Origin of the sequence: Frigoribacterium sp. UYMn621, assembly GCF_040549525.1 — a bacterium.
In the GTDB taxonomy this organism is placed as follows: domain Bacteria; phylum Actinomycetota; class Actinomycetes; order Actinomycetales; family Microbacteriaceae; genus Lacisediminihabitans.
Window position 1 is genome coordinate 304,645 of sequence record NZ_JBEPTM010000002.1, and the last position, 18,889, is coordinate 323,533.

General features: G+C 66.2%; 19 protein-coding genes and 1 tRNA gene. 11 read left to right on the forward strand and 9 right to left on the reverse strand.

Annotated elements, in window-relative coordinates; all coding sequences use genetic code 11:
• Positions 1–128: 128 nt before the first annotated feature.
• Positions 129–671: a TetR/AcrR family transcriptional regulator gene (locus ABIB54_RS05515; protein ID WP_354574507.1), complete on the forward strand. Its 543-nt coding sequence runs from the start codon at positions 129–131 to the stop codon at positions 669–671.
• Positions 672–1,052: 381 nt separating this feature from the next.
• Here ABIB54_RS05515 and ABIB54_RS05520 read toward each other — a convergent pair.
• Positions 1,053–1,142, reverse strand: a tRNA-Ser gene (locus ABIB54_RS05520).
• 60 nt (positions 1,143–1,202) lie between these two features.
• On the opposite strand from ABIB54_RS05520, the gene ABIB54_RS05525 reads away from it, so the two are divergent.
• Both ABIB54_RS05525 and radA read left to right on the forward strand, forming a co-directional pair.
• A complete protein-coding gene (locus ABIB54_RS05525) occupies positions 1,203–1,979 on the forward strand; it encodes an SGNH/GDSL hydrolase family protein (protein WP_354574508.1) in 777 nt (258 codons plus the stop codon).
• A gap of 10 nt (positions 1,980–1,989) precedes the next feature.
• Entirely contained in the window at positions 1,990–3,348 is a 1,359-nt protein-coding gene (radA, locus tag ABIB54_RS05530) for a DNA repair protein RadA (protein WP_354574509.1), read from the forward strand.
• A gap of 2 nt (positions 3,349–3,350) precedes the next feature.
• Here the strand turns inward: radA and mmuM are convergent, their stop codons facing one another.
• The 5 genes from mmuM to ABIB54_RS05555 form a co-directional block, all read right to left on the reverse strand.
• Entirely contained in the window at positions 3,351–4,262 is a 912-nt protein-coding gene (mmuM, locus tag ABIB54_RS05535) for a homocysteine S-methyltransferase (protein ID WP_354574510.1), read from the reverse strand.
• Between the two features lie 29 nt (positions 4,263–4,291).
• Positions 4,292–4,909 (reverse strand): hypothetical protein, encoded by a 618-nt coding sequence (locus tag ABIB54_RS05540; protein WP_354574511.1) that lies wholly within the window; start codon positions 4,907–4,909, stop codon positions 4,292–4,294.
• Between the two features lie 70 nt (positions 4,910–4,979).
• Complete coding sequence (locus tag ABIB54_RS05545) at positions 4,980–7,580, reverse strand: ExeM/NucH family extracellular endonuclease (protein ID WP_354574512.1); 2,601 nt, start codon at positions 7,578–7,580, stop codon at positions 4,980–4,982.
• 238 nt (positions 7,581–7,818) lie between these two features.
• Positions 7,819–8,319 carry an amino-acid N-acetyltransferase gene (locus ABIB54_RS05550; protein ID WP_354574513.1) on the reverse strand — a complete coding sequence of 167 codons (501 nt, stop codon included), beginning with the start codon at positions 8,317–8,319 and terminating at the stop codon, positions 7,819–7,821.
• 63 nt (positions 8,320–8,382) lie between these two features.
• Entirely contained in the window at positions 8,383–10,869 is a 2,487-nt protein-coding gene (locus ABIB54_RS05555; protein ID WP_354574514.1) for an ATP-dependent Clp protease ATP-binding subunit, read from the reverse strand.
• A 294-nt stretch (positions 10,870–11,163) separates the two neighbouring features.
• Here ABIB54_RS05555 and ABIB54_RS05560 point away from each other — a divergent pair, with 294 nt between their 5' ends.
• The 8 genes from ABIB54_RS05560 to ABIB54_RS05595 all read left to right on the forward strand — a co-directional run bounded on the left by ABIB54_RS05560 (position 11,164) and on the right by ABIB54_RS05595 (position 16,934).
• Positions 11,164–11,802 (forward strand): hypothetical protein, encoded by a 639-nt coding sequence (locus ABIB54_RS05560; RefSeq protein WP_354574515.1) that lies wholly within the window; start codon positions 11,164–11,166, stop codon positions 11,800–11,802.
• A gap of 11 nt (positions 11,803–11,813) precedes the next feature.
• Positions 11,814–12,527 carry a hypothetical protein gene (locus ABIB54_RS05565; protein WP_354574516.1) on the forward strand — a complete coding sequence of 238 codons (714 nt, stop codon included), beginning with the start codon at positions 11,814–11,816 and terminating at the stop codon, positions 12,525–12,527.
• Complete coding sequence (locus tag ABIB54_RS05570; protein WP_354574517.1) at positions 12,527–12,739, forward strand: helix-turn-helix domain-containing protein; 213 nt, start codon at positions 12,527–12,529, stop codon at positions 12,737–12,739. The genes ABIB54_RS05565 and ABIB54_RS05570 overlap by 1 nt, the downstream gene beginning before the upstream one ends.
• 173 nt (positions 12,740–12,912) lie before the next feature.
• Positions 12,913–13,542: a TetR/AcrR family transcriptional regulator gene (locus ABIB54_RS05575; protein WP_354574518.1), complete on the forward strand. Its 630-nt coding sequence runs from the start codon at positions 12,913–12,915 to the stop codon at positions 13,540–13,542.
• A complete protein-coding gene (locus ABIB54_RS05580) occupies positions 13,539–15,167 on the forward strand; it encodes an MDR family MFS transporter (RefSeq protein ID WP_354574519.1) in 1,629 nt (542 codons plus the stop codon). The genes ABIB54_RS05575 and ABIB54_RS05580 overlap by 4 nt, the downstream gene beginning before the upstream one ends.
• Before the next feature lie 146 nt (positions 15,168–15,313).
• Positions 15,314–15,502 (forward strand): helix-turn-helix transcriptional regulator, encoded by a 189-nt coding sequence (locus tag ABIB54_RS05585; protein ID WP_185201797.1) that lies wholly within the window; start codon positions 15,314–15,316, stop codon positions 15,500–15,502.
• A complete protein-coding gene (locus tag ABIB54_RS05590; RefSeq protein WP_354574520.1) occupies positions 15,495–15,923 on the forward strand; it encodes a hypothetical protein in 429 nt (142 codons plus the stop codon). The genes ABIB54_RS05585 and ABIB54_RS05590 overlap by 8 nt, the downstream gene beginning before the upstream one ends.
• A gap of 18 nt (positions 15,924–15,941) precedes the next feature.
• Complete coding sequence (locus tag ABIB54_RS05595; RefSeq protein ID WP_354574521.1) at positions 15,942–16,934, forward strand: pirin family protein; 993 nt, start codon at positions 15,942–15,944, stop codon at positions 16,932–16,934.
• Here ABIB54_RS05595 and ABIB54_RS05600 read toward each other — a convergent pair.
• The 3 genes from ABIB54_RS05600 to lysS are packed head-to-tail and all read right to left on the reverse strand — an operon-like array spanning position 16,918 to position 18,782.
• A complete protein-coding gene (locus ABIB54_RS05600) occupies positions 16,918–17,121 on the reverse strand; it encodes a hypothetical protein (RefSeq protein WP_354574522.1) in 204 nt (67 codons plus the stop codon). The genes ABIB54_RS05595 and ABIB54_RS05600 overlap by 17 nt on opposite strands.
• A 33-nt stretch (positions 17,122–17,154) precedes the next feature.
• Positions 17,155–17,283, reverse strand: a complete 129-nt coding sequence (locus ABIB54_RS05605; RefSeq protein WP_354574523.1) for a hypothetical protein — start codon at positions 17,281–17,283, stop codon at positions 17,155–17,157.
• On the reverse strand, positions 17,283–18,782 hold the full coding sequence (gene lysS / locus ABIB54_RS05610; RefSeq protein ID WP_354574524.1) for a lysine--tRNA ligase: 1,500 nt from the start codon (positions 18,780–18,782) through the stop codon (positions 17,283–17,285). The genes ABIB54_RS05605 and lysS overlap by 1 nt, the downstream gene beginning before the upstream one ends.
• Positions 18,783–18,889: the final 107 nt, after the last annotated feature.

The following is an 18,889-nucleotide window of genomic DNA, read 5'->3' on the forward strand; positions in this document are numbered from 1 at the left end:
CAGTTGTGTAATTAGGATCGTAAACTACGATTTCAGTAGATGTCAAATAGCGAAAAGCGTGCGGGAGCGGGCCGATGAACGCCACACGAGTCGGTCGACGCTCGGGCTCGAGCGAGAGCCGCGACGACGTGCTTCAGGCGGCAAAAGCGCTCTTTGCGGAACACGGTTATCAGCGCACGACCATCAGGCTCATTGCGGAACGGGCAGGTGTCGACCCGAGTCTGGTCATCTACTTCTTTTCCAGCAAAGAGCAACTGTTCGCCGCGTCGATGCCAGCACCGAGCGAGGAGGCCCTTCGGGCACCAAAACTACTGGCCGCTCTGCCACGAGCGGAGGCGGCCCGAGCGATGGCGCAGAGAATACTGGAGTCGATCAAGGCTGAGGAGCCCAGCAACATCCTCTCCATCATGCGAGCCGCCAGTTCACGGCCCGAGGCGATCTCACACCTCCGGGAGATGTTCGTCAGCCGCACGATGCTTCCCATGATCACGGAACTAGGGCTTTCTCGACCTCGCGAACGAGCAGTGCTGCTCGCCTCGATCGTCACTGGATTGTCGTTCGTGCACGAGCTACTCGACATCGATGCCGAATGGCCCAATCTCAACAGGGATGCCGAGCTGGAGCTGATCTCGAAAACGATCGAGCTCACACTCACCATCGAGCTGGAGTAGGAGGGCCACAGGGGCACGGCTCGGATTGTGTTCGTCATCACCTGGCGCAACAACCACGTCTCAGACTCGCAGCGGGTACGGTCAACGAACTCATCCCCAAATTCGCAGGGATCTCGTTGGCTGCCGCTTGGAGGACATCCGTATCGGCGTCCCGCCATGGAGTCCGATGACCGGGCGCCATACGAAAGAGATCGAGGGCGCCCAAGGATCAGCGCTGTGGCCAATTCGGGGGATCTCGTCGACTGAGCACCATCAGGGAGACCGCCACCTGTCCGACATTCGGAAGAGCTGAGCGAGCGACAGCAAGCCAGGCTGCGGTTGAATGGTGGGCGATGAGCCCACTATTCAACCCACAATAGCGCCTTTGACCAGCATTTTTATTGGCGGAACCGGTGGGATTTGAACCCACGGTGGGCTCTCACCCACACAACTTTTCGAGAGTTGCACCTTCGGCCGCTCGGACACGGTTCCGCAGATGATCCTAGTACACGCGCTGGATCGGTCACGGATCACCTCCCCTAACATGGAACCGTGACCGCGTTGCCCTGGATCGTGAGCGGTGTCGCGGTTGCAGCCCTGGCAGTGGTGGCCCTCCGTGTGCTGTCTGTCGTGCTGAGCCGGCAGCGCGCCGGCGCCGATCGACTCGCCCGCACCCTGCACCTCAACGCCCGGTGGTGGAAAGAGCAGCGGGCGAAGGATGGCGAGCTGCTCTACGTCGCCATCGGCGACTCGGCCGCGCAGGGGGTCGGCGCAAGCCAACCCGGGCGCAGCTATGTCGGACTCATCGCCCGGCATCTGCGAGAGCGCACCGGGCGCTCGGTGCGCGTCGTGAATCTGAGCATCTCCGGCGCCCGCCTGCGCGAGGCGATCGCCGTGCAACTCGCCCCCCTGCGACGGCTCTCCCCTGACATCGTGACGGTCGCGATCGGTGCCAACGACATGCCGGCCTTCGATCGGGATCGCTTCACCCGCGAGCTCACGGAGGTCTACGCCTCCCTGCCGGCCGGGGCGATCGTGGCCGAGGTGCCCTCCTTTTACCTCGGGGCAGCGGAACGCAATGTGAAGGTAGCGAACACCATCGTGCACCGGCTCGCCGAGGAGCACGGCTTCGAGGTCGCGCCCCTCTATGCGAAGACCAGGGGACAGGGGGCTGCGCTGTACGCCCTCAACCGGGTGGCGGCCGACTTCTTCCACCCGAACGATCGCGGCTACCGGGTGTGGGCATCCGCATTCCTCCCCCTCATCGATCGGGCAGTGCCCTCCACAACCGGAGACGGCACGGCCAGCGGTGACGGCGGCCTCGCTTAGGCTGTCGACCATGGCACGAGTCCAGTCCACTTTCCGTTGCACCGAGTGTGGTTGGACCACCCCGAAATGGGCCGGCCGATGCGCCGAATGCCAGGCCTGGGGCACGATCGTGGATGCGGCGGACTCGCCTCCCCCACTCGGCGGTCGACTGCGAGCCGTCACTCTCACTGAGGATCGCACCGCGAAATCCATCGTCGCGATCAGCGCCGACGAGGTGGCCCACTGGCCGAGCGGCATCGCCGAATTCGACCGGGTGCTCGGTGGCGGAATCGTGCCGGGTGCCACCATCCTGCTGAGCGGCGAGCCGGGGGTCGGCAAGTCCACCCTGCTTCTCGAGGTGGCCTCGAAGGCCGCCGCGAACGGCATGCGCGTGCTCTACGTGACCGCCGAGGAATCCGTGAGCCAGGTGCGGCTCCGCGCCCAGCGCACCGGCGCGCTTCAGCCGCTGCTCTTCCTCGCCGCGGAGGTCGATCTCGCCACGGTGCTCGGCCAGATCGATCAGGTGAAGCCCGACCTGCTCATCGTCGACTCCGTGCAGACGGTCTCGTCGTCGCTCGTCGACGGACTCGCCGGAGGCCCGTCGCAGGTGCGCGAGGTGGCGGCCACCCTCATCCGCGTGTCGAAGGACCGTAACCTGCCGGTGCTGCTCGTCGGTCACGTCACGAAAGACGGCTCGATCGCCGGCCCCCGGCTGCTCGAGCACCTGGTGGATGTCGTGTGCCAGTTCGAGGGCGACCGGCAGACCTCGCTGCGCTTCATCCGCGCCCACAAGAACCGCTTCGGACCGACGGATGAGGTGGGTTGCTTCGAGATGACCGGGGACGGCATCGCCGAGGTCGCCGACCCGAGCGGGCTGTTCCTCTCCCGCGGAAAGGTCGCCGTCAGCGGCACCTGTGTGACGATCGCGGTGGAGGGCCGCCGCGCCCTGCCCGTGGAAGTGCAGGCGTTGATCGTCAAGTCGAGCGCTCCCAACCCACGGAGGGTGACGAACGGAGTGGACTCCTCGCGGGTCGCCATGCTCCTCGCGGTGCTCGAGCGTCGAGCCGCCCTCAAACTCAGCGAGTGCGACGTCTACGTGTCGACGGTCGGCGGCATCAAGCTCACCGAGCCGGGAGCGGATCTCGCTATCGCGCTGGCCATCGCCAGCGCTCACAGCGGCATCGCACTGCCGGCATCCCTCGCCGCCATCGGGGAGATCAGCCTCGCCGGCGAGATCCGTGCCGTGTCACAGGCCAAGCAGCGCGTGGCCGAGGCACGTCGGCTGGGCTACACGACCGTGATCGATGCGGAACACGGGCTCTTGCGTGAGGCCATGCGAAAGGCCTTCGCGGCCGCACCCACGCAGCAGGCGGACGTTCCCGCGTTCTGACGCTAGCTCGCCTCGGCGGCGAGCGAGGCTATCTGCTCCGGGCCGATGCGGCAGCAGCCGCCGACTGCCGCGGCGCCGAGCTCGATCCACTCCTGCACCAGGCGCCCAGAGAGCCCGGGCTCGCCCGTCCAGCGGCGCCCGACCGCATCCCAGGTCTCACCGGAGTTCGGATACACGATCACCGGAACCGATGTCGCCTTCCGAGCGGCCGCGAGCGCTGCGGCGATGTCCCGCGGGTGGGTGCAGTTGACGCCGACGGCGATCACCTCATCGATGTCGGAGGCGATCTCGAATGCCCGCTCGAGGGACTCTCCCGAGCGAAGCAGACCATCCGAGGAGGTGACGGAGATCCAGGCGGGCATACCGGTGCCGTCGATTTCGCTCACGATCGCCTCGACCTCGGCGAGCGACGGGATGGTCTCGACCGCGAGCACGTCGGCCCCGGCGTCGATCAACACTTCCAGCCGTCGGCGATGCCAGTCTCGCAACTCCGCGACGGTGAGCCCATAGTCGCCGCGGTACTCCGATCCGTCCGCACGAGAAGCGCCGAAGGGACCGACGGATGCCGCGACCCAGCCTCCCGCACGGATTTCGTCGCGAGCCTCGGCTGCCAGCGAGATGCTGAGGCGCAGCAGCTCGTCCACCGCGCCGGCGCCCTGACCGATGGCGGCGAGAGCGTCGTAGCTCACTTGGTAGGAGGCCGAGATGGCGACGTCCGCTCCCGCGCGAAAGTACTCCCGGTGGGCATCGAGGATCGCCTCCGGATGCTCCATCAACAGCCGTGCCGACCACAGCGACGACGAGAGATCGTGCCCGCGAGCCTCCAGCAGGGTGCCGAGTCCGCCGTCGAGCAGAACGCCCCCGGAACTCAGCGCGGCCCCGATCGATCCAGGGGCTGCCGGGAGAGAGGTCATCCCGTCAGCCTAGAAGATTGCCGAAACCCTCAGTTGAGCAGGAACTGCACCGTCGACTTGGAGCTGAGCGCCCCGACCTTGACGGCTAGGTGGTAGCTCGCACCGCCCCCGGTCACCGGTGGGCGGCTTGCGGCACAGGTGGTCTTCGAGGAGCGCGTGCGGTCCCAGGCGATGGCCGGTGTCGTCACTGCGACCCCTGGCTTCAACGTGACGGGAGTGTCGACCGGAGCCGTCTGGCAGTCCTTCGAATCCCAGATCGTCTCGGATCCGCTCGTGATGACGAGCTCCTGCTGGGTCGAGCCGAGGTTGATCGTGCAGTCGACTGTGCCCGTGTTGGTGATCGACATGCTGATCTGTGGCTGCTCCGTCGCGGCGTAAGTCGTCTTGTCGGTCACCGCGACGAGCTTGATCCTGGCCGGCACACAGGCGGCTCCGGCTGCGGGGGTGGATGCCGCGGCGCTGGGTGTCACGGACGGCGACGCGCCCGGTTTCGTGGTGGCCGCCGGGGTCGGGCTGCCCGACCCCGGACGCACGATGATCAGGATGATGATCACGATCACTGCGAGCGCGCCGAGACCGAGGATCAGGCGGCGACGCCAGTACACCTTCGGTGGCTGCGGGCCGACAGGAGTTCGAAACGTCGACATGGGCTAAGGGTAGCCAGCACGCGCTCATTTGCCCGGCATTTGCGGGGGCGTGTGAGCGGCTCGCAGCACTCTAGAAGAAGCGATGACCGCAGCCGCCGGCACCTCTACCATGCTCGTCGTGCCCGCCATGGTGGCCCTCGTCTCCATCATCGTGGCCTCCACCCTTCGTCGGCAGATCGAGGCCGAGGATCACCGGATCATGGTCACTCGACCGGTAGGGGCTCACCTCGTAGAGGTTCGTCACGTTGGCGTTGAAGCGGCTGTACTCCAGACCCACCGACTCGACGGAGTTGATGTTCCAGACATCCGCCCCGGACACGCTGTGGTCGGCCGCCGTCGATGCGAGCACGTGGTCGAGCGAGCCGACCATGCCGTCGAAGGCATACGTCTGCTTGCCGGTCTTCGGCACCTGATCGACATAGCCCGCGGCCGCGAGGGTGAGGATCGGATCCTCCTGCTCATACGAGTTGAAGTCGCCAACCAACAGCACCTTCTCGGTCTTGGCCGCTTTCTTCTGCTGGTCGGCGAACGCGATGAGCGCCTGCGCCTGCCGGGTGCGATCACCGTTATAGGCACCCTGGCCGGTATCCACGTTGTCCCCGGCGGCGCCGCCAGGGCTCTTTGACTTGAAGTGGTTGGCGATGACGAGGAAGGTGGATCCCTTCTTGCCCCGCACCGGCTGGAAGGCCTGGGCCAGTGGCTCACGCGCGTTGCTGAACGCTGGCGAACCGATGAGGATGGTGGATGCGCCGACCGGCTTCGCGGTGGCCGTGCGGTAGATGAACGCGGTGCGGATGACGTCTTCATCGGCCGTCGCCGGTAGCGTCGCGGGCGAGCGCACGTAGTCCCAGGTCGCGCCCTTCGCGTTCAGTGCCGCCACGAGAGTCGCGACCGCGGCATCCCGGTCCTGCCCGAACTTGGCGGAATTCTCGATCTCTTCGAGCGAGACGACGTCGACTCCGAGTGCGCCGATCGCGGTCACGATCTTGGCCTGCTGGCGCTGGAAACTCGCCTCGTTGGCCGCGCCACGCACGCCGCAGCCCGGAGCGTCACTGTTGTTGACCGTCGTTGGCACGCCCTCTCGATCCGTGTAATAGGTGCATCCGACGCGCTTCTCCCCCGTGGTGGGGAAGTAGTTGAGCACATTGAAGGTCGCCACCTTCAGGGTGCCGCCGACCTTCTTCGGCGCGGTCGTGCGCGTGTTTGCAAAGGTTGCCGGTTGCACAGTGTCGGCGTCGGAGGGAGTCAGTTCGGTCGTCGGCTGCAGCTTCCACAGGCTGTTGCGGAAGTCGAGGATCACCGGCCGCGTGAAGGTGACAGGCGCGCCGATCCGCAGAGGCGCGGCGAGGCTCAACCACGGGAGCGGCTTGCCGGTGTTCGCCGCAGAGAGGAAGTTCGTGCTTGCTCCATCATCGAGAGTCACGCGGATGGCCGCATTCTTGGCCATAACGGCGAGGTAGCCAGCAGTGCCGACCGGTGCAACGGCGGTGGGCTGCAGCAGGGGACTCGTGTCGTGGGCCAGTTCGATCTCGCCATACTGGTTCGTCGAGTAGTTGTCGGTCACGGTGTAGGCGCCCTGCGGTGCCACCAGCATTCCCTCGAGCGACTCGCGCTGGGCATCGGTCGACGGAAAGCCGACGGTGGCCGGCACCGGCGCCACGATCCCCGACCTGTCGAGCTCGGTGAGCCCGGAGGCGGATGTCACGGACAGCTCGGTGAGGTGGCTGAACTCGCTCACCGCCCCGGTGACCTTCACGTAGTCGCCGATCGCCACGCTGGCCACCGTGCTCGGGGAGTACACGAAGATGCCGTCGGAAGCGGTGTGGGCGTCGAGGTCGACGGCCCCACCCGTGCCCGCGGTCTGCAGGTAGAAGCCGTTGAAGCCGCCGCTGGAGTAGGCGGCGGTCACGACGCCGGTGGTCTCCACGGTCTTTCCGACCTGGGGACTGACATCCGTCGTGCCCTGGATCTCTGCGATCGAGAGCGCGACGGGCGGATCGGTGGGACCGCCCGGGTCGCTCGGCCCGCCCGCCTTCGGCGTGATCGTGGCCGAGAGCGAGAAGTCGGCGGCGTTGCTGTCGGAGTCGGCGAATGCCGTGCGCACGAGCGACTTCACGTCGGTATTGCCGGCCGGTGCCGCAGCATCCGCCGTCTCGAAGGTGTTGGAGGTGCCGTAGCCGAGCAGATCGACGACTGCGGGGTCGCCGGTGATCGAGCCCGCCGGCAGCGTGAGGGCAGAGGCCGTGTTGGAGAGGATGATCGTGCCGGCCGAGCCGCTCGGATTGAGGGTGCCCACCACATCCGGAGTCGGCAGCGGCGCGCCGTTCACGCCGTTGCTGCCGCCCTGCACGAGGAAATAGCCCGCCGGCGCGATCGAGCCCGACAGGGCGACGACACCGGATGCCGCACCCGTGCCGGTCGCGGGGCGATACTGCAGCGACCATCCGTCGAGGCTCACGGTGGAGGCGCCGGGGTTGTAGAGCTCGATGAACTTGTTGGAGTATGCCGCCCCAGCGCTGCCCCCGCTGAGGTAGACCTCGTTGATCACCACACCGGTGCCGGCGGTGCTCGCCTGGCTCGGCAGTGCCGCGAGCGGAGCCGCCACGAGGGCCGCCACCGCCAGGAATCCGATTCCGATTCGTCGCACGAATCGTGAGTATGCGGTCATCATTGCCCTCCCCGAGTGAACACAGCTGCGTGATCAGCGCACGCGAATCCCAGCCAACGGTCCTCGGGTGGCCGTAAGGGGGCGTGAAAGCGAACGCTCGGTAAAGACTAAGTGACCACCCTCGTTCGGGGGTAGACCCTCGTGTGCAGGGATTGTTCCCCCGCGTCAGGTTTGTGCCGGCTCGAGCGGGCTCAAACCCTCCGAGAGGGAACAGCCACCGGGGTGGAGAGTCCGGCGGGCGCTAGAGCCTCTTGATCATCCGGGTGTTGCCGAGGGTGTTGGGTTTCACCCGGGCGAGGTCGAGGAACTCGGCGACGCCCTCGTCGGGCGAGCGAACGAGTTCGAGGTACACCGCCGGATCGATCGGCTCCTCCGTCATCGGTTCGAAGCCGTGGCGCGTGAAGAACGGCACCTCGAACGTGAGGCAGAAGAGGCGGCTGAGACCCAGGTCGCGGGCATCCGCCTCCAGCTGCTCCATGAGGGCATGGCCGACACCGCGGTGCAGCCACTCGTCGATGACGGCGAGCGTGCGCACTTCGGCGAGATCCTGCCAGATCACGTGCAGGGCGCCACAGCCGATGACGTTGCCGGTCTCATCCTCGGCGATGCGGAACTCCTGGATCGCCTCGTAGAAGACGACGGAGTCCTTGCCGAGCAGGATGCGACGCTGCACGAGCGGTTCGACGAGCGCCTGGATGAACGGCACGTCACTGGTGCGGGCTGCGCGCACGGAAAAGGTCATCCGTAGAGCTTAAACGCCGAATGAGCCTGTCGATATCTCGACAGGCTCATTCGTCAGCAGTGCTTAGGCTTCCAGCGCCGCGATCTCCGCTTCGAGCGAATCGCGACCCGGCTGGCGGCCGGTCGTGAAGACGAACTCGTCGTTGATGTAATCGACGTGCACGTGGTCTCCCGCGTTCAGGTCGCCGGTGAGGATGCGCTCGGAGAGCTGGTCCTCGACCTCGTGCTGGATAGCACGGCGCAACGGCCGGGCGCCGAGCGAGGGGTCGAACCCGACCTTGATCAGGTGCTCCTTGGCGGGAACGGTGATCTCCACAGTCATGTCGCGGTCCAGGAGGCGGTCGGAAAGACGCTTGATGAACAGGTCCACGATCTGCAGGAGCTCGTCCTTGCTGAGCTGCGGGAACACGATCGTCTCGTCGACGCGGTTGAGGAACTCCGGCTTGAAGTTCTTCTTCAGCTCCTCGACCACCTTGCCGCGCATCCGGTCGTAGCCGGTTGCGGTGTCGGTGGAGGAGGTGAACCCGAGGGGGGTGCCGGAGATGTCCTTCGTGCCGAGGTTGGTGGTCATGATGATCACCGTGTTCTTGAAGTCGACGACGCGACCCTGGCCATCCGTCAGGCGTCCCTCTTCCAGGATCTGGAGGAGCGAGTTGAAGATGTCGGGGTGTGCCTTCTCGATCTCGTCGAACAACACCACGGAGAACGGCTTGCGACGCACCTTCTCGGTGAGTTGGCCACCCTCTTCGAAGCCGACGAACCCGGGAGGGGCACCGAACAGTCGCGAGACCGTGTGCTTCTCGCCGTACTCCGACATGTCGAGGGAGATCAGCGCGTTCTCGTCATCGAAGAGGAACTCGGCAAGAGCCTTCGCGAGCTCCGTCTTACCGACACCGGTCGGACCGGCGAAGATGAACGAACCGCTCGGGCGCTTCGGGTCCTTGAGTCCGGCACGGGTACGTCGGATGGTCTTGGACAGGGCCGAGATGGCCTCCTCCTGGCCGATGACGCGCTGGTGAAGCGCCTTCTCCATGAAGACGAGACGACTGGTCTCCTCCTCGGTGAGCTTGAAGACCGGGATGCCGGTGGCCGCGGCGAGGACTTCGGCGATCACGCCTTCATCCACGGTGCCGGTCGAGCCGGCCTCTCCGCTCTTCCACTGCTTCTCGAGACGCAGTCTCTCCCCGAGGAGCTTCTTCTCCTCGTCACGGAGTGACGCGGCCTTCTCGAAGTCCTGGTCTTCGATGGCGCCTTCCTTGAAGCCACGGACCACGGCGATCTTGTCGTCGAACTCGCGAAGCTCCGGCGGGGCCGAGAGGATCGAGAGACGCAGGCGTGCGCCAGCTTCGTCGATCAGGTCGATCGCCTTGTCGGGGAGGAAACGGTCGGCTACGTAGCGGTCGGCCAGGTTCGCGGCGGCGACGATGGCGCCATCCGTGATCGACACCTTGTGGAACGACTCGTACTTGTCGCGAAGCCCCTTGAGGATGTTGATGGTGTGGGCGAGGGAGGGCTCGTGCACCTGCACGGGCTGGAAGCGACGCTCGAGAGCGGCATCCTTCTCGAAGTGCTTGCGGTACTCGTCGAGAGTGGTGGCACCAATGGTCTGGAGCTCACCGCGCGCGAGGAGCGGCTTGAGGATGGATGCGGCGTCGATCGCACCCTCTGCGGCACCGGCTCCGACGAGGGTGTGGATCTCGTCGATGAAGGTGATGATGTCGCCGCGGGTGCGGATCTCCTTGGTGACCTTCTTCAGGCGCTCCTCGAAGTCACCGCGGTAACGGCTTCCGGCGATGAGCGATCCGAGGTCGAGCGTGTAGAGCTGCTTGTCCTTGAGCGTCTCCGGCACGTCGCCGCGAACGATCGCCTGGGCGAGGCCCTCGACGACGGCGGTCTTGCCGACGCCGGGCTCACCGATCAGCACGGGGTTGTTCTTGGAGCGACGGGACAGGATCTGCATGACCCGCTCCATCTCCTTCTCGCGCCCGATGACCGGGTCGAGCTTGCCGTCGCGCGCCGCCTGCGTGAGGTTGCGTCCGAACTGGTCGAGGATCTGGCTTCCGCCCTGGGCCGCGGCCTGGGTCTCGCCGCCGACAGCGACCTGCTCCTTGCCCTGGTAGCCGCTGAGCAACTGGATGACCTGCTGGCGCACCCGGTTGAGGTCGGCGCCGAGCTTCACGAGCACCTGGGCTGCGACACCCTCACCCTCGCGGATGAGACCGAGCAGGATGTGCTCGGTGCCGATGTAGTTGTGACCGAGCTGCAGCGCCTCGCGCAGGCTCAGCTCGAGAACCTTCTTCGCACGCGGCGTGAAGGGGATGTGGCCGGTCGGCTGCTGCTGACCCTGGCCGATGATGTCCTGGACCTGCTCGCGCACGGCATCCAGGGAGATGTTGAGCGACTCGAGCGCCTTGGCGGCGACGCCCTCACCCTCGTGGATGAGACCGAGCAGGATGTGCTCGGTGCCGATGTAGTTGTGGTTCAGCATCTTGGCTTCTTCTTGCGCCAAAACGACGACCCGGCGGGCTCGGTCTGTAAAACGTTCGAACATGGTTTGCTCCTCTGGCACCGATGCAGGTGTGGCGCCGTTATAGAGAGAGTAACCAGCAGACCCTGCGTTTACTGCCTCTGTTCGCCCTAGGCGTGACGGCATCCTCGACGCCCCTGCCGCAGCCCGGGCACCGCGTTTCTCAAAACGCAGGAGTTTCGCCACGAAAGTGCCCTTCTGGCGGCATAACGGGCCATTCGGTGGCGAATCTCCTGCGTTTTCGGGGATTGCGCTGGGCCGTCGGGCGCTGTTAGCTTAACGATTATCGTTGTTATCGATTATCGTTAGGAGAGCATCATGTCGCAGGTCGACCAACTCGCAGGGAAGGGGCCGCTCGTCGCCGTGAGCCGCGCCACCGTGTGGGTATTCCTCGCCCTTGCCGTCGCGGCGGGGCTCCTCTGTCTCGTGCTGGGAACCGTTGGGGTCGTCACATCGCTCGTCAATGGCACCACGCCTCTGACGATGGCTCTCGATCTGCCCCTTCCGACAGCCACCAACGAGGGATCCGCCACAGTAGTGAGCGGCAGCTACGACTCGGCGTCCATCGTCGTCTCGGGTCTGGCGCCCGGGACCGTCGCGCTGGCGACAGTGGCTCGCGTCGCCAGTGTCCTCACACAGCTGGCGATTTCGGCATCCATCGCCTTCATCGCGTGGCGTCTGCTTCGGGGACGCGCATTCCGCAGGTCATTGAGCCTCACCGTCGCCTTCGCCGGCGCGATCCTCCTGATCGGCGGCCTCCTCTCTGGTGGTCTCGGCCTGCTCGGGGCGTGGATGGCCGCCGACCAATTGGTCGGTGGAGTGTCAATCGGAAGCCCGTGGCCGATCATCGGCACCGTGGATGGCACGCCCCTGGGCATCGGCGTGTGCCTGCTGCTGGTCGGGCTCGCCTTCGAATACGGCGAGCGCCTGCAGCGCGACACCGAGGGGCTCGTCTGATGGCGCAAGACATGCTCACTCCCCGCAAACCAGTGCTCCTCCGTGTGATCTACTGGGTCGCGGCCATCGAGGCCGTGATCGGAACCGTCTTCACACTCCTGTCTGCGGGAGTCGACCTCTTCGCAAAGACTGTAGTGACGGCGATGCCGGTGCAGTCGTTCTGGCCCGACCTCAAACCGTCAGTGCGCTTAGACCCGGCACCCTTGGCACGGGTAACCAGCGGCGGCTTCGATGTGGCCAATGTGAGCCTCACCGGAATCGGCCTCGACGCGAGGATCTGGCTCGCCGCCGCCGAACTCTTTCAGGGCGCGATGGTCGTCGCGATCGGAGTCGCTGTAGCCGTGCTGGCCTCGCGGCTGCTCCGCGGCGATCCGTTCGGTCGGATCCTTTCCAAGACCGCGTTCGGCACCGCCACAGTCATCGGTCTCGGCGGAATTCTCGGGCAGGTATTTAGCGGCATCGGCGGACTTCTCGTATCCGCTCAGGTGCTCAGGGTCACCGGCTGGAGCATCGACGACAAGGATCTTGTGCGTGACAACCTGGATGCAATCGGCTGGCCGCTTCCCGCCCAGGGTCTATCGATTGAGTTCTGGCCGATTGGTGCAGCCCTCGCGATCGTGGCCATCGGGATCGCCTTTCGATACGGCGAGACCCTTCAGGCCGATGCAGCGCGGCTGCGTCAGCAGAAACTCGCCCTGCAGCGCGACACCGAGGGGCTCATCTGATGGAAGAGGAGACCGGGGTCCACTGCCGGCTCGACGAGCTTCTTGCTGAACGGGGGATGACGCTCACGAGACTCAGCGAGCTGGTCGGCCTCAGCATCGTGAACCTATCGGTGCTGAAGAACGACCGGGCACGCGCCATCCGGTTCTCCACGCTCGCGGCGATCTGCAGCGCGCTGGAGTGCGAGGTCGGGGAGCTGCTCGTTGTCACCTGACGCCCGCCCCCGCGCGCTAACGAAAATGCAGGAGATTCGCCACGAAGTGATGCGTCTAGCGGCGTGAGGGCTAATCCGCGGCGAATCTCCTGCATTTTCGGGGTTCGCGGAAGGGGTGCACCCCCGCAAGTTTGCAGTTTGCGCTGTTTTGCAGAGTGTGCAAGAATGCATTCATGAACGAAATAGCAGACGGCGGGATCCGCGAGCGCAAGCGCGCCGCGACCTTCCGCACGATCTACGCCGCGGCGGCGGAGCTCGCGCTCGAAGTCGGGCTCGAGCACGCGACGGTCGACGCCATCAGCGACCGTGCCAACGTGTCATCCCGCACCTTCTTCAACTACTTCGCGTCGAAGGAGGATGCCGTGCTCGGCATCGATTCCGGCGAGGTCAGCGAAGAGGCGATCGCCCACCTGTCGGACAACCGCACCGACGATGTGCTGCACGACGTGGCATCCCTCGTGTACTCGGTGATCGTGGACTCGACCATCGTCGACGAATCGGGAGACCTGCGCCGGCGCGTGCTCGAGAAGTACCCGCAGCTGCTCACCCGCCAGATCATGCGGGTGAGTGCGATGGAAGACCGTCTCGGCCTTGTCGTCGGTGACTGGCTCAGCACCGAACCGAAATTCGCGAGCTGCACGCCGGAGGAACGACTGGAGGCTGCGCAGATCCTGCTCAGCGTCTGCCTCGCGGCGATGCGCGTCGCAATGAAGAAATGGCCGCGCGACACCTCGACCGACCCACACGAGAACTACACCCGGGCAGTCGACCTGCTCCGCACAGTACTGGAGAGAGTTTCATGACAACCACCACGGTCACCCCGACCGCCAAACGCAACGTGCTGCTGGTCTTCGCCGGCCTCATGGTCGCGATGCTTCTGGCATCCCTCGACCAGACCATCTTCTCCACCGCGCTGCCGACGATCGTCGGTCAGCTCGACGGCGTCAGCCACATGCTCTGGGTGACGACGGCCTACATCCTCGCCTCCACGATCGTGATGCCGGTCTACGGCAAGCTCGGCGACCTGATCGGGCGCAAGTCCCTCTTCATCATCGCCATCGCGCTCTTCATCGCCGGATCCGTCGTCGGCGGCCTCGCCGACTCGATGACCGCCCTCATCGTCGGTCGCGCCATCCAGGGCCTCGGCGGCGGTGGACTCATGATCCTCGCCCAGGCGATCATCGCGGATGTCGTGCCGGCCCGCGAGCGCGGCAAGTACTCCGGGATCATGGGCGCGGTCTTCGCCGTCTCCTCGGTCGCCGGCCCGCTGCTCGGCGGCTTCTTCACCGACGGACCCGGCTGGCGCTGGGCGTTCTGGATGAACATCCCGCTCGGCGCCATCGCCATCGCCTCCGCCGTGTTCTTCCTCACGCTGCCGAAGGGCACCACCCGCAACCCGAGGATCGACTACGCCGGAATGACGGTGCTCGCCCTCGCGGCCACCTGCCTCGTGCTTTTCACCACCTGGGGAGGCAACACCTACGACTGGAACTCGCCCGTCATCATCGGCCTCATCGCCGCAACCGTTGTCGCGGCCGTCGCCTTCGTGCTGATCGAGCGCCGGGCCGCCGAGCCGGTGATCCCGATGCACCTGTTCAAGAACCGCAATTTCAACCTGACCACGGCTGCCGGGCTCATCACCGGTGTCGCGATGTTCGGGGCCCTCGCCTACATGCCCACTTACCTGCAGATGGTGACCGGCGTCGGCGCGACGCAGGCCGGCTTCCTGATGATCCCGATGATGGGCGCGTTGCTCCTGTCGTCCATCGTCTCCGGCCAGATCGTGTCGAAGACCGGACGGTACAAGGCGATCCCGATCATCGGCACCGTGCTGGTCGCCGTGGGGCTGACCCTCCTCTCGACCCTGCTGGCCACCACCGCCGTGTGGATCATCTGCGTCTACCTCGCGATCATGGGACTCGGGCTCGGCATGAGCATGCAGATCCTGATCCTGGTGGTGCAGAACTCGTTCCCCGTGTCGCAGGTCGGCACCGCGACCGCGTCGAACAACTTCTTCCGCCAGATCGGTTCGTCCCTCGGGTCGGCCATCGTGGGGAGCCTCTTCGTGTCCCGCCTCACGGCGAGCCTCGCCGAGAACCTCCCGGCAGGAGCAGCGGGAGGATCGGGTACGAACTCGCTGACCCCGGCGGTTGTCAACGCACTGCCACAGGGCATCCGGGACATCATCGTGGGGGCCTACAACGAGTCCCTCGCGCCGATCTTCCTCTACCTCGTTCCACTCGTGCTGATCGCCGCGGTGCTCCTCGCGTTCGTGCAGGAGAAGCCGCTGGCCACCACGATCGACCGCGGCGAGACGGATGCCGTCGACTCGACGGGGCCAGAAGCCGCCTCGGACACCACTCCGGTGCGCGTTCCGGTGCTGGCCACCACGTCGGTGACAGCGAGCACGGCGGCGTCACCCGCGTAGGTCTAACCTCGGTCTCGCGTCACCGAAGGCCCGGATGCCCTGCGCATCCGGGCCTTCGGTGTGGGCGGGCCAGTCACGCCGCCGCAAGCCTTACGAAGGTAAAGGACCCTTGACACAGGGACAATGCGTAAAGGAAGCTTGTCACCATGGACAACGACGTGCGGGAACTGCGAGAGGGCGTGAACCTGTCCCAGGCCGCCCTCGGCACCGCCCTCGGCGTCTCTCGCCAGACGATCAACGCGATCGAGACCGGACGGTACGATCCGTCGCTACCCCTGGCCTTCGCCATCGCTCGCTACTTCCAAGGCACCATCGAGGAGATCTTCCATGGCTAATCGCCGCGAACTTCCGCTGTCGACACCGAACATCATCCTGGTGAGTGTGTTCCTCGCCACCGCGATCGCCGCGGCGGCGTTCCAGTCGTGGGTGGCCTGTGCCTTCACCCTCTTGCTCGCGGTCGGGATTGTCGTTCAGTCTCGGCTCGCCCGACGAAGCGAGTCGAGCGATCGCGCTCGACTCAACGCGCTGGAGTACCGGGACGAACGGGATCGCGCGCTCGCCCGCTCGGGATTCTCCGTCGTCGGAGGTTTGGCGATGATCGTCTCCGTGGCCGAATGGATTGTCGCATCGGCGGTGCACTTCACGAACTACGACCTGGGGTGGGCCACCGCGCTGTACTACGTGACCTTATTCCAGATGCTGCTCTTCAACGTCGTCTGGGGCCGCGCGAATCGAGCCGCCACGGAGCTGAACTGACCCGCGTAGCATTCCCGCATGAGCAACCTCGAGAAGCATCCGGCTGAGCTGCTCGAGGATCCGGCACCCCCGTCGTCGAGAGCCGTCGAGATCCTCGAGCCACGCGACGTCCCCCTCGGCGGACCCCGCGCGATGTCCGTGCGCCGCACCCTCCCGCAGCGGCGCAAGTCGCTCATCGGCGCCTGGTGCTTCGTTGACCACTATGGCCCGGATATCGTGGCGGAGACCAGCGGGATGGTCGTGCCGCCACATCCACACACCGGCCTGCAGACCGTGAGCTGGCTCTTCGCCGGAGTGCAGGGCAACGGCGAGATCGAGCACCGGGACAGCGTCGGCAGCCACGCGCTCGTGCGGCCGGGTGAACTCAACCTGATGACGGCCGGGCACGGCATCGCCCACTCCGAGGTGTCGACGGCCGCGACTGCCCTTCTACATGGGGCCCAGCTCTGGATCGCGCTGCCTGCTGACAACCGCGACCACACCCCGTTCTTCGAGCACTTCGCACCGTCGCCGGTCGACTTCGACGGCGCCACCGTGCGGGTCTTCATCGGCTCGCTGGTGGGGCAGCACTCCCCCGCCACCGTCTTCAGCGGACTGGTCGGCGCCCAGGTCGACCTGCCGGCCGGAGCATCCTTCGACCTGCCTGTCGATCCGCGCTTCGAACACGCCGTACTCGTGGATGCCGGCGACCTGCGGCTCGACGGCGAGCCGGTGCCCGTGTCACACCTCGGTGTCGTCGGCGTCGGCCGCGACATCCTGCACCTGGAGGCGGGCGACGCGCCCGCCCGCCTGCTGCTGATCGGCGGCGAGCCCCTCGGCGAGAGCATCGTGATGTGGTGGAACTTCATCGGCCGTAGCCACGAGGAGATCGTGGCATTCCGCCAGGACTGGCAGGCGGATGTCGTGGGCGGCCAGAACAAGGACGGCCGCTTCGGCACCGTGCGCGGCTACGACGGGCGGCCGCTGCCGGCCCCGGAGCTGCCGAACGTGCGGCTCAGGGCTCGCGAGTAGTCGGGCTGGGAGCGGCCGAGTTCTCGTCATCGAAGCGGGCTCGTTCCTCGGCCTCGATCTCGGCGTAGACCTTGCGCTCGGTGCGGTCCGCGCGAAAGATCGAGCGCATCACGAGCCAGAAGATCAGGCCGAGCAGGATCGTCGGGATCAACGAGTACGCGGCGTTGGCCCAGAAGTTTTGGATCACGTGAACAGGATACGGCGTGAGGCTGGGTGAACGTCAGCCATGCTGCATGATGCCGATGATGCCCTGGATGATGGAGTAGACCCCGACCCCGGCGACTCCGATCCAGAGCATCAGGCGCGTGCGCGAGGGCGTCTTCGGATCCTTGGGCTCGAGGGAACTCATCACTTGACCAGCGGGAAGAGGATGGTCTCGCGCACGCCGAGTCCGGACAGGGCCATCAGCAGGCGGTCGACGCCCATTCCCATGCCCCCAGACGGCGGCATCCCGTACTCGAGGGCGCGCAGGAACTCCTCGTCGAGACGCATGGCTTCGGGATCGCCCGCGGCGGCGAGCTTCGCCTGCTCGACGAACCGTTCACGCTGGATCACGGGATCGACGAGCTCGGAGTAGCCGGTCGCCAGCTCGAAGCCGCGCACGTAGAGGTCCCACTTCTCGACCAGGCCCGCCTCGGTGCGGTGGTCGCGCACGAGAGGCGACGTGTCGACAGGGAAATCCATCACGAAGGTCGGGCGCGTGAGGCCGGGCTTCACGAAGTGCTCCCAGAGCTCCTCGATGTACTTGCCCGGGGTGGGCTGGCCGACCTCGACACCCACGGAGTCGGCATAGCCGCGCAACTCGTCGAGCGGGGTATGGGCCGTGATCTGCCAGCCGGAGGCCGCGTTGAGCGAGTCGAGCATGGAGATGCGGTCCCACTCGCCGCCGAAGTCGTACTCCGACCCGTCGGCCAGGGTCACGACCAGGCTGTCGCCGATGGCGAGCGCGGCCTTCTGGATCATCTCCTGCGTGAGATCCGCCATCTGGTTGTAGTCGCCGTAGGCCTGGTAGGCCTCCACCATCGCGAACTCGGGCGAGTGCGTGGAGTCGGCGCCCTCGTTGCGGAAGTTGCGGTTGATCTCGAACACGCGCTCGATGCCGCCGACGACGGCCCTCTTGAGGAACAGCTCCGGCGCGATGCGCAGGAAGAGTTCCGTGTCGAAGGCGTTGCTGTGGGTGACGAAGGGACGGGCGGATGCCCCACCGTGCATGGTCTGCAGCATCGGGGTCTCGACCTCGATGTAGCCGTGGTCGGCGAAGGTCTTGCGCAGCGAGGCGACGGATGCCGAGCGGTCGCGCACCATGCGGCGCGCACCCTCCCTGGCGATCAGGTCGAGGTAGCGGGCACGCACACGGGTCTCCTCGTTGAGTTCCACATGCAGGTTCGGCAACGGACGCAAGGTCTTCGCCGCGATCTTCCACTCCTTCACCAGGATGCTCAGTTCGCCTCGGCGGCTGGAGATCACTTCCCCGGAAACGAAGAGGTGGTCGCCGAGATCGACGAGGTCCTTCCACTCGGCGAGCGACTCCTCGCCCACCTCGGCGAGCGAGACCATGGCCTGGATGCGGGATCCGTCGCCGGACTGCAGCGAGGCGAAGCACAGCTTGCCCGTGTTGCGGAGGTGCACCACGCGGCCGGCGAGACCGACGGTGACGCCGGTGGCGGCATCCGTTTCCAGGTTCTCGTATTCGGCGCGCACCGCCGGGATGGTGGTGGTGATCGGCAGCCCGACGGGATAGGCCTCCGCCCCGGACGCGATGAGGCGGTCGCGCTTGCCGAGGCGCACCCGGGTCTGCTCGGACAGCTCCTCTTCAGAGAGTTCGGGTGCGGCGGTCTGGTCGGTCATGCGTGTGCTCCTGAGGGTTGCGGCTCGACGAGTTTACCGGCGCAGCTCGGGTGCCGGACCTCAGGGCCGCCGGGCCGCCGGATCGCGGGTCTGCGGGTCTGCCCCGG